The organism is Microcystis sp. M53603_WE2, from assembly GCF_030065435.1.
On the sequence record NZ_JASJFF010000142.1, the window covers coordinates 1 to 11,572 of the forward strand.

Genomic DNA, 11,572 nt, shown 5'->3' on the forward strand with positions numbered 1-11,572 from the left:
AAGCCCACTTCTTCGGAAATCAGACGACCGCCGGTGAGGATGGCGATATCTTGTAAAACCGCCTTGCGACGTTCCCCAAAACTGGGGGCCTTGATAGCGACGACATTTAAGACACCCCGGGCCTTGTTGACCACTAGAGTGGCTAAGGCTTCGCCGTCCACATCTTCGGCGATAATTAATAGGGGACGACCTTGACGGGCAACGGCTTCGAGGACGGGGACTAATTCAGCGATCGCACTGATTTTTTTATCGGTAATCAGGATCAGGGGGTTGTCGTACTCGACGATCTGTCTTTCTTGATCGGTGATGAAATAGGGAGAGATATAACCGCGATCAATCTGCATCCCTTCCACTACTTCTAATTCCGTGGTTAGGGATTTCGATTCTTCCACGGTGATTACGCCATCGGTGGTGACTTTTTCCATGGCGGCGGCGATCATTTTTCCCACTTCTTCATCGTTGCCGGAAGAAACGGTGGCCACTTGAGCGATCGCATCTCCAGCGATCGGTTTAGCGACGGCGGCGATTTCTTCCACCAGATAGGCGATGGTTTTGTCCAGTCCGCGTCTTAAAGCGACGGGATTGGCCCCGGCGGTAACGTTTTTCAGACCTTCTTTAATTAAAGCCTGGGCGATGATGGTGGCGGTAGTGGTGCCATCTCCCGCTAAATCTTTGGTTTTTGCCGCTACTTCCTGAATTAATCTCGCCCCGGTGTTTTCGAGGGGATCCGACAATTCGATTTCTTTGGCGACGGTGATGCCGTCATTAACGATCTGGGGGGCGCCGTATTTCTTTTCTAACAAGACATTGCGTCCTTTCGGACCGAGGGTGATTTTTACCGCATCGGCCAAGGCGTTGACACCTCTTTCTAGGGCGCGACGGGATTCATCTTTAAAGGCAATGATTTTGGACATGGTATCGCTGTTGTGATAGGACTCCTTATAGTTAATTTAGCACTCTTAGGGCTTGAGTGCTAATCCCGGTGTGCGGTTATTGAGGAGATCAGGGTGTTATCTCCCCACGGCAGACTGAATTGAGTTAAAAAAATAAAAATTTATCAAGATTTATGAATAATTGCAGAAAATCAATGATAACTATTGTAGCATCGGGGAGATAATCGAATTTTAGCCCATTTTCGCCTTTTTTTTAGGAGAAGACAATCATGATTAATCCGAATCATGCTATCGAACAAAAAATTAATCAATTTATTCTAGAAACCCAAAATAAATTTAGTCAGGATAAATCAGCTACCCTTGCTAGTTACCAAACAGAAGCCAAAACAATCACTCAAGAGACTAATAATTTAAGAGATGAACTTATTCAAAAACTAGGTGAATTAACTTTTTCAGACCCTTTACCTAGCAGAGAAGAATTAGAAAAACAAATAATAGCTCATATAGATCAGCTTGTGGAGACAATCAACCTTTTATCTACGGGTAAAAGTTCAGAAACTCCTCTTGATACTTTAAGCCAAGAAACTGATAGTTTAGTTGCAACAATTACGACTCTATTCGATGCTAATGCTAACGTTCCAAACTTGCCAAAACTTAAGGAAAAGCTAACTGCTTGGCAAACAAAAGTTAAAGATACTTTGGTTAAATTTTCCACGACTGTGGAATTACAACAGAAAAATGAGTCTTTGATTGCTGAACTGAAGGATAAATTAGACAAATATAGTTCAATTCCTGAAGTAGATGAACCCTTTGAAAAGTTAGTCAAGGAATTTAAAGATAATTCTGCACAACTACAAGTACAAGAAGCAAGTGTTTTATTTCAAACTTTAGACGATTTAATCAATGAAATTAAAGCTAGAGATGAGGTGATTAAACTAAATCAAAGAATTGATACTTTGCTGGGAAAAACTAAAGAACAAGTAGCGGGATTCCCTCCAGAATTAGACCGGGAAGTACAGGGAGAATTAGCCAAATTAATTATAATACTAGGGATAGCGCAGGTGGAACTCATCAACAGTTCCAAAGCTTGGGATATCATGCAAGTAAAGTCGGTGGTAGATGCTGGAGAAATTGCGATTAAATCTTTAACAGGTCAACCTAATATTATTTTGGCACAAAAATTACGCTATGCTGCCGAAACAGGATTAAGAAAAACCCAGATGGGTTTTTGGAATGGTCTAGCCGAATTCAGAGGTAATCTTTTCCATTCTATCAAAATACCTACAAAAGTTTTAATTGGATTAGTGTTAGCTCTCCCTTTGAATTGGGGTATTATGAACTCCCCTCCAGTGAAGGATTTGCTTATGCCCTTACCTCCAATCTCAAATTCTAGTAACCAAAATACTGAGGACAAAGATGGAAATTTTAGACTCTTGATATTGATATTGATGACAGGGACTTTAGGGGGAGCAGTTAGTCTTCTAACTCGTTTGCAAGACTTTGATAATCCCAAAAATCAAAAATATGACGATGACTTATTGCCATTGTCAATTGGTTTAACCAAACCCATTTTAGGGGGAAGTTTCGCTTTCTTTATTCTGCTAATTCTTAACTCTAGCATTTCTCCCTTACAAATTCGGACTGACAATGGAAATAAGGGGAATGACACCTATTTATATGGACTTTTGACAATGGCTTTTGTGGCTGGATTTAGCGAACGTCTTATTCCCGATTTAATTAATCAAGTGGAGAAAAAAGTAACTGTAGAGGCTAGTTCCACTGGACAGGGACTACCTCCAACGATTTTGATCGCTCCGCCTATCGCAAGTTTAGCATTAAACGGGGAGAAAGAATTTAGCATTAATCCCGTTGGTAACTACACCATCACAATCTCACCGCCAGAAAGCGGTAAAATTGATAAAAATACCACTGATGCCAAATTTACCTACACTGCACCCCCACAAGGAAATGCTGGGGATACAATTACTATTACTGCTACTTCTGATTCCGGACAAACTGCCAAGGCTACGGTCACTTTAACTGCATAAAAAAAGACCGAGAGAGCCTTCTAGTTTGACAAAAAAGGATAACTCCCATTTACCCCGATTTCGGGTTAATGGGAATAGCCAAGGCTTGAACTTGAATTTTTTTTAACTCGGAAACTAATCGAATCGCCTGCTGTTCGTAGAGGGGGGCGCCGAGAGTCGCTGGCAAATTTTCCATGAGATCGCTGGCGGTTTTCAGGGGACAATTAGAAAAACGACTGATCACGGTGGGTGCTTCTGCGGCAATATTGCGGTTAAAGGCTTTTTCCACCCGCACGCGCCAAGTTTTGGGAGTGCGACGACCCTGTTCCACCCGTCGCAGTCCGTTGATAGTGGCCAGCACTACAATGCGATCGCCGATGCGTAAATTGAGATAATCTTCGGGCATTAATTTCGGGGCTTGCCGTTCTCGTTGGTGTAGGATCGGCACGACTCGATAACCGTAGGCAATATCCCCGATCGAGCTACCATTGAGAGTATCTCCAGCTTCGATCTCGTATTCTGTCACCAGAATCGTTTTTTGCGCCCAACGGAACAGATAGATGATATTTTCTCCGAAAGCGGCCCCCGTAAAGGCTTCTGCCGCTACGGTGTTGGTTCCCAAAATGTGAGAGCGGGGCAGAATTTGACTTAATTGTTGACTAAGGTTGTCGTCGGTGGTGCGGATGACTAAGTAGCTTTGGGGGTTGAGTTTGCGGGTGGTTAGGGCTACTTCTAAATTGAGGATTTCGTCATCAGTAACAATCGCTATACTTTTAGCCCTATCTAAATTGACATTTTTTAAAGATTCTTCGATATTTCCCGTCATCAGGGGCATTTTTGGCAGGATAGTTGCATCAAAATCCCTATTTAAGCTGACCCCGACGATCGCCTGTTGCATTTCTAGTAATAAATTAGCCACTTCTTTGCCGACTCGACCTAAGCCCACAATAACGATATGATTCTGTTGGGGAACTGGGGGACGGTTAGGGATAAATTGAAATCTTGATGATAATAAAGTTTCTGTCAAAATGGCATAGAGAACCCCGATAAAAGCGGTTCCAGCTAAGGTTAAAAAGAGACTAAATAGCTGCATCCACCAGGGAACCGCATTTAAATCTTCGGGGTTAGAGGCACCGAAAACATCACCGTAACCACCTAATAAAAGAATCGCCGTTCCTGAAAGAGCGGAAATAAAGGAAGCTCTCGGGGCGTAGAGATGGAAAAGAAAAGTCCCGATAATTACCAGCAGGATAATGATAAATACTGACATGAAAGCCACCCGGTGAATTTGCTGCTGAAAACTCAATTGCCAGAATTGTTGGATTTCTTTGAGCAATTTTTGCCAAAAATGCCGCAACTTCTGGCGAGAATTTGAAGGTTTCTGGCGGGTAGCATCGATGTTTTGATAGGTAGTTTCGATGGTGGTAATGGTATCACCGGCCCCGATAGTGGTGGTGGGGGACCATTGATAAAATCCGGCCCTTAAAGGTTCATCGGGGGCTGTGTGTGCTAACAGACGACGGGTGGGGGTATTTAAATCACCTAAAAAGCGATCGAGTAAACCATCTTCGGGGCTAATTTGTCTCTGGATAATCCGCAATTTCTGACCGTCGAGATGCAAAAAACCGAGGGTTTCCGTGCCTAATGTGGCTAAAGCAAAGGCATTGGCGGGTAGTTGGGTGGGTTCATAGGCGATAAAATTGCCTAAACGTTCCTTAAGTAGCTGATTGAGATTATCTTTAGAAGAACGCACCACTAAGCGGGTAAGGGGATTTAATTGCCGAATAATTAGGGCAGTAGTGGCATTAATTCGCTCATCACTGGTGACAATTAAAGCAGCCCGACAGCGATCGATTCCCGCTCTTGCTAAAATGTTTTTTTGACGACAATCACCGATAATTATTTCCTCTAATAAATCGGGAAAATCATTAATTTCCCAACTGGGAGGCTGTATTAGTTCGATACCGACGACGCTAACCCCAAACTCTTTTAAAGACTTGACGCAGTGTTGTCCGAGACTACCCAATCCACAAACTAAAAAGCGATCGGCTAACTTGACATTACCATGGACAAAGCTGAGAGATTCTTGGTTCATAGATTCTGCTTGTCTTAAAAAATAGAATGCTTTTTCAAAATTCCGATCCCCCCTGCCCCCCTTGATAAGGGGGGTGCTGATCTCCCCTTAATCTAGCCTTAATTTTTTCTTAATAAGAAGGGTGTCTGACAATTTTTAACACCCACCTAATTATAACATACCAGCGTTTTTATTGCGTACTCGTTGATACATTTCTTCCATATTTAATTGGGAAGCAACGAAGTAATAAACTCCAGCAATATATTTACAGGGATTTTGTCAATCGGGACAGGAATAATTAGTTCAGCTTTTTTCTGAGGGAAAAACCTAAATAGTGATTTCAGCTTTCATCGACTTGACTTTTAAACTAACTTCGGGATGAGATTGCTTTAATCTTGCTTGATAAACCTGAACATTGGTTCCAGCTTTTGATACTCTAGAAGCGACAATATAGCATTCTTTTTTAGATTTTTTATGTCTTTCTTGTAAGCAAGAATGATTTAGAGTTGACAATAATTGATCATAAGCTTGTTCAATATTTTTACCCTTGAGTTCAATATAAAGAGCCAAGCTACAGGGACTATCAATTTCTAACAGCCAGTCGCATCTTTTTCCCTCGATGATTAAACAATTATCTATTTTTATCTTAGTAATTAATTTCTGACTATTATTATTGACGATGAATTCTTTCCCATTTTCCTTAACTTTGACTATTTTATTATTATTGCATTCAGAACAGTGACTAATATCCATTATTGTTGAGCCTTTCTTTCTAAAATTTCTTCAAACTCTTGACTAAGTTCATCGGAGACAGCATCGAGGTTATTGATACCAATCAAGTTCACCTCTGTATCTAAGATACTTTGAGTTTGTCCGTTGCTAATTGTGTAGGCTGACACATCTTGAAATTGAATAGTATTTTTATAACCTAAAGATTTTTGTGCTTTGACAGGCTCAACGTTAGCTGCCATGATTTTATTATTCAAAGCTGTGAGAATGTAGGGACTATGGGTAGTGAGAAAAAAACGACAATTTTTATTAGCATAAAGTAAGGTAAATAGTTCTACCATATCTCTTTGAGCGGAGGGAAAAAGATGGGTTTCAGGTTCCTCAATGAAAAATTGATTAGATTCGTGAGTGGCAAAAAAGGGGAAAACTAAGAGAATTAATAACATTGGTAAGGCTTCTTGTTGTCCGCTTGAAGCATCAATTAAGTTAATCTTTCTCCCATCGGCATGATAAAGCCAATCTTGATCTTTTTCTCTTCCATAGCTACCCGATAGAATTTTTTCAGTAATTAATTTAATTTGATCATAAAGTTTTTTATCATCTTTTTTATATAGGAATAAACTTTCTGATTCATTAATTATTCTGTATTGGCGTTGAGCATTTTCATAATTAGAGCCAAAGTTGATAATGAGAGGATCAAGATCAAAATTATTAGCTAAAAAGGCAAAAATATTATTGGTCAAGTATTTAACAAACAGAGTGCGACCAGCTGGAATAAAGAAGATTTCTGTGGGTATAAATCCTTCTCGATCTTTAAATAAGTCAGAAGCAGAAAGATTATTTTCGATGTATTCAAGAGCTTTTGAGCTTGATTTTAAGCTATCATCTCTATCCAATCGTCTTATCTGTCTAATGATTCTATTATAAAGCTGTTTAAAATTTTCTGAATAGGTGAATGTTAATTTATAATATCCATCGGAACTTTCTTTATGTCTTTCAATAATAAAAGTAGTATTTTTAAAAGCATAACTTATTTTAAAGGACTGATCTTTCCACGCATATCTAGGAAATAGCTGCTCGAAATCTTGCAGCACCATGCGTCTGATAGCTTTTTGATCCTTAGCATTAAAAGCATAAATTTTAATCTTTAAAAACAAAAATGTTTCAAATAAAAAAACTAATTTAGCAATAATACTTTTACCAGTGGACTGTTCACCGATGATAACATTAATTTTTTTAATCTCTATTTCCGCATACTTAATAATCAGAAAATTTTTAATAGTTAAGGATTCCATTGTGTCTCTCTTATGTCCAGTCTCATAACAATACTAGCAGGCTAGGGGTAGATTTTCAATTACTGTCAGTTGTTAACCTGTTTATTCTAATCTACCCTCCTAATGGATAGATATCTAAGTCAAAAAGTCAGCAATTTAGCTACAGCGTTTCTGATCAAGATAAAGTGTAACCTAATTTGACATCGGGACTGACTCCTGACTCCCCAAAAGGAAAACTTATATTTTTTTAAAGTATCCCTGCATTTTTATTGCGTACCCGTTGATACATTTCTTCCATTACCTCGATAAAGGAAGTATCCTTATCCCAAAACGCAGGATAATCACCAGCTTTTTTAATGACAATTGCGGGAATAGTTGCGGATTTAACTAACTGAGGATTTTCTGGTAAACGGTGATGAGAGTGCCAAAATTCTTTGAGATCAATTGTTTCTGCTGCCGGTATGGTTTCGGGTTTAGTGTGATAGGAGATAACGGGGTTAAGAGGAATTTTTTCCTCTTGGATGGAGGAGGAAAGCAGCTTACCGAGGGGAGTTTTTGCTAACTCTTGCAGTAATTTTTGACGAGAGATACCCCGTAATTCAAATAAGAGGAAAGGATCCTGATCTAATTGGGAAGCAACGAGGTAATAAACTCCAGCAATATGTTTACAGGGATTTTCCCAATCGGGACAGGAACAATTGGTGATAAAATCCTTTTGACTGTGGGGTAATAAGTGCAGATTCAGATCGCTAAATGCTTCATCAATATTATCGGGAACTTCTTTGAGCAGCAGTTTAGAGATCATACTCGCTCTTGAACCAAGATTATATAAAGCTTGTGACCACTCTGCTTTAGTAATTGGTTTAATCTCGATACTCACCCTATACAAAGGTTCTTTGTAAACTCCAAAGTAGGGATTAATGGAACCTCGCACCTGAGCAGTAATTAAATTACCATCAATTTTATAATTCTTGACTTTATCATTTTTAGCGTAGGAACGTCCTCGACTCAAACGCGCTGAGTCGGTAAATTCCTCTAATGCTTCTATAAAGCGTTGTCCCCACCAAGTTTTACTAAATTTATTCATAGGTTTACCTCGATTAAATAATTGTCTGTTTATTCAATGCGATTAACTGACGAAAACTTTCGTTATCTAATTCCGTTAACCAGGATTCATCATTACTAACAATAGCATTAGCTACCTTTTTCTTTTCCTCGATCATTTCATCAATTCTTTCCTCTAAGGTTCCCAAAGTGACAAATTTATGCACGAAAACATTTTTTTGTTGACCAATTCTAAAAGCGCGATCGGTTGCTTGATTTTCCACCGCAGGATTCCACCAACGATCGAAATGAAAAACATGATTTGCTTTGGTTAAAGTAATGCCAACTCCCCCAGCTTTTAAGGATAAAATAAATATGGAAGGTTCTGTTTCGGGATGTTGAAATTCTTCGATCATTTGTTCTCGTTTTGGTTGAGAAGTCCCCCCGTGAAGATAATAGGTATTGTAGCGAAAAGTTTGTTTGAGGTACTTTTGTAAGGAGTCACCGATTTCAGTAAATTGAGTGAAAATTAGCAAACTATCTCCCTCTAAAATTACTTCTTCTAGCATTTCTCCCAAACGCTCTAACTTATGCGATCGCTCAGGAGTAAAAGCGCTGTTATCCTGTAAAAATTGACGGGGATGATTACAAATTTGTTTCAAGCGCATCAGGGTAGATAAAATTAATCCTTTGCGTTTTATTCCCTCCGCTTCTTCTAATTGTTTTTCCACTTCTTTGATGACAACTTCGTAGAGAGAAGCTTGTTCTTTAGTTAAATTACAATACTGTTTGTTTTCCACTTTGTCAGGTAAATCTTTAATTATCTGCTTATCGGTTTTTACCCGACGCAGAATAAAAGGTTCCACTAATTTTTTGAGAACCGTGGACTGGAGACGATCATTTTGTTTTTGGATTGGCACTTCAAACGCTTTACGAAATTGAGTTTCTTTACCTAAATAACCGGGGTTAAGGAAGTTAAAAATTGACCATAAATCAAGCAGTCTATTTTCTACTGGAGTTCCCGTTAATGCGAGACGATGTTGTGCAGATAAACTTAAGATTGCTTTAGTTTGTGCTGCTTTAGGATTTTTGATATTTTGTGCTTCATCAATTACTAAACGTTGCCAAGATTGCGAGTTAAATAATTTCAAATCCTTGCGAACTAAGGTAAAAGAAGTAATGACGATATCCTTTTGACTAGCTACTGTCTGAAATTCGCTCTCATCTTGATAGCGCTTACTACCATGGTGAATTAAAACCTGAAGATGGGGGGCAAATTTTTCAATTTCTTTTGCCCAATTTCCCACCACAGAAGTGGGTGCGACTAGCAGAGTTGGCAAAACATTATTATCTCCCTCTCTTTCCCCAATCAATCTAGCAATTACCTGTAGGGTTTTTCCTAATCCCATATCGTCAGCAAGACAACCATTTAACCCCAATTGTTCTAGGTATTGAATCCAGGCAACTCCACGCTTTTGGTACTCCCGCAGCGTTCCTTGTAATTGGGGAGGATTTTCGATCGGTTCTAGTTGACTAGGATTTTGTAATTTCTCTAGCATAGAACCCAAAAATTCATCGGTTTCAACAATAATCTCCTCTGGGGATTCGGCAGCTTTTTTCATTAATTCAATCAGATTCATTTCAGGATTTTCCTGCTGATATTTCTCCCAAAAATCCAGCATTTGCTGCATTTTATTTTGTTCTAATTCTACCCATTGACCTCGAAATTTAACTAGGGGTGTTTTGGTGTTAATTAATTGTTGCCATTCCTCTTGGGTAATAGTTTCTTCACCGATGGCTAGTTCATATTGATATTCAATGATGTTTTCGAGGCTAAAAATACCTTTACTAACGGGGGTAGATTTGCCTGATTTAGACGTAGTTTTTAGCCGAACTTTGGCGCGTTGACGACCTTCGGGAGTCCACCAAGCTGGAATAATCACTTTATATCCCGCATCTTCTAAAATCCAAGCAGTTTCTTTTAAGAAAGTAAAAGCTTCTGTAAGGTTGAGAGAAAATCCCGTCGGTTTATCCGTTTCTAATCCTTGCCAAATGGGGGGATAAATACGGGCAGCATAACCCAAACTTAGTAAAATATTTTTGTCTAAATCCTGACCAAAATGCGCTCGTATGCTTGTTCTAGTTTCAGGTACTGCATACCAATATTCGTCTAATTCTAATCGCAGGGAGGGGTCTTGTTTAGAGATGAGGATAAAAGTAATTTGCCACTGTTCAATATTATTTTCTGGGGCCTCCGTTAGTTTAAAACCAAGGCTAAAACTAGATATATTTTGGTCTCCTAGTAATTGCTGTCTCCAAGTTTGCCACTGTTGATATTTTTCTAAAGCGGCAGCGGTTTGCAGAAATCCAGCAGCCTTAGTCACAGAGAAGCAATCACCTATAATTGTCTCGCTAATTTTTTTATCAAAACTGGCAGGAATTGCCGTATTAGTGACAATTTCATTGAGGAGACATTCGGAGAAGTGCCGGAGTAGGGTTTTGGGATCGTATAATTGTGGTGAAGCATGGGGATTTTCAGCACCAGCAAGACAAATGCGGGGAAGATATTCGAGATAGTGATCGAGATTGGGTTCGTAGGTTGCTGATATAATTTCCCAAAGAGGGTAGATGGCAAAGTTAGCGGTTTTCTGGTTATTTGTGGCTAATTCTCGATATTTAAAGGCAGGAATATAGTTATCTTTGAGAATTATTTCTTTAAAAGCTTGACTGTAGTGATACCAAAAAAGTAAATCTGCACCTAACTGAATCTCTGAGGAGTTGTAAAGACAGATAAAGTGCAGATCATTGAGCAGTTTAAGTACAGGATTAAGGGGATAACAATCAATTTGCCAAGATTGCCATTGGCTATTTTCTGGGGGTTCTTTTTCTAGATAACGTAGTAATTCTAAGGAGGGTAAAGGTTGATTCTCGTGACTAGGTAAAAGAAAGTAGCGGGGGACAAATTGCCGACTAAGAGGATTATAATTCGATTGAACTATTCCTAACTCTCCAGTGAGAAAGCTAGTTAATTCTTCTTTGCTTAACTGAAAAGGATGATAATTATCAGCAGTGGTGCGACTCTTTTTCGGGGTGCTAGTTTCTCCCCAAAGATAAAAGCTACCCTTCTGAATAAATTCATCCGTTGATTGGGGAATCCAAGTACCGTGAAGAATTTTCATGGTTTTTAATGAGTACAAAATAACTTAAATGAGGGCAATACTTAGCCTCTAGAAAAATTGTAGCGATTATGGGAGGATTCTCCACACTTTTTTGTCCCTTTGCGAACCCAGAAGTCCTCTGGATAAGAGAAAAAGGTTATTGACTCTCCCCCGCTAACCGCTCGCGCGGTGTAGCGGGGGATTCTCGGTTCTTAGGCTTTTAACTAGATCGACCTGGTTTAACCCGGTCGATCCCCGTCAAATCGCCTCCGCAAGCGTTTTCTAACACGGTCAGTCCGACCGCATTTTTTCCTCGGTTCTCAATTACCTTCGCTGATGCCGTATCTCTCGGTTCAATGTGGCCGCAAGAATC

At 39.4% G+C, this 11,572-nt stretch carries 7 protein-coding genes; 1 reads left to right on the forward strand and 6 read right to left on the reverse strand.

Going from position 1 to position 11,572, the window contains the following annotated elements; translation table 11 throughout:
• Positions 1-914, reverse strand: a 914-nt coding sequence (groEL, locus tag PX481_RS03310; RefSeq protein WP_288093658.1) for a chaperonin GroEL, incomplete at its 3' end; no start/stop codon positions are given.
• 248 nt (positions 915-1,162) lie between these two features.
• Between groEL and PX481_RS03315 the strand changes: the two genes are divergently transcribed.
• On the forward strand, positions 1,163-2,941 hold the full coding sequence (locus PX481_RS03315) for a hypothetical protein (RefSeq protein ID WP_288093660.1): 1,779 nt from the start codon (positions 1,163-1,165) through the stop codon (positions 2,939-2,941).
• A 49-nt stretch (positions 2,942-2,990) separates the two neighbouring features.
• On the opposite strand, the gene PX481_RS03320 is transcribed toward PX481_RS03315, so the two are convergent.
• The 5 genes from PX481_RS03320 to PX481_RS03340 all read right to left on the reverse strand — a co-directional run bounded on the left by PX481_RS03320 (position 2,991) and on the right by PX481_RS03340 (position 11,220).
• Positions 2,991-5,015: a potassium channel family protein gene (locus PX481_RS03320; RefSeq protein ID WP_288093661.1), complete on the reverse strand. Its 2,025-nt coding sequence runs from the start codon at positions 5,013-5,015 to the stop codon at positions 2,991-2,993.
• A 306-nt stretch (positions 5,016-5,321) separates the two neighbouring features.
• Positions 5,322-5,747, reverse strand: a complete 426-nt coding sequence (locus PX481_RS03325; RefSeq protein WP_288093662.1) for a hypothetical protein — start codon at positions 5,745-5,747, stop codon at positions 5,322-5,324.
• Positions 5,747-7,018 (reverse strand): AAA family ATPase, encoded by a 1,272-nt coding sequence (locus PX481_RS03330; protein ID WP_288093664.1) that lies wholly within the window; start codon positions 7,016-7,018, stop codon positions 5,747-5,749. Before PX481_RS03330 ends, PX481_RS03325 begins: the two co-directional genes overlap by 1 nt.
• Before the next feature lie 226 nt (positions 7,019-7,244).
• Positions 7,245-8,084, reverse strand: coding sequence for an SWIM zinc finger family protein (locus PX481_RS03335; RefSeq protein WP_288093665.1), 840 nt, complete (start codon positions 8,082-8,084; stop codon positions 7,245-7,247).
• Between the two features lie 13 nt (positions 8,085-8,097).
• Positions 8,098-11,220, reverse strand: coding sequence for a DEAD/DEAH box helicase (locus PX481_RS03340; RefSeq protein WP_288093666.1), 3,123 nt, complete (start codon positions 11,218-11,220; stop codon positions 8,098-8,100).
• Between the last annotated feature and the right edge of the window lie 352 nt (positions 11,221-11,572).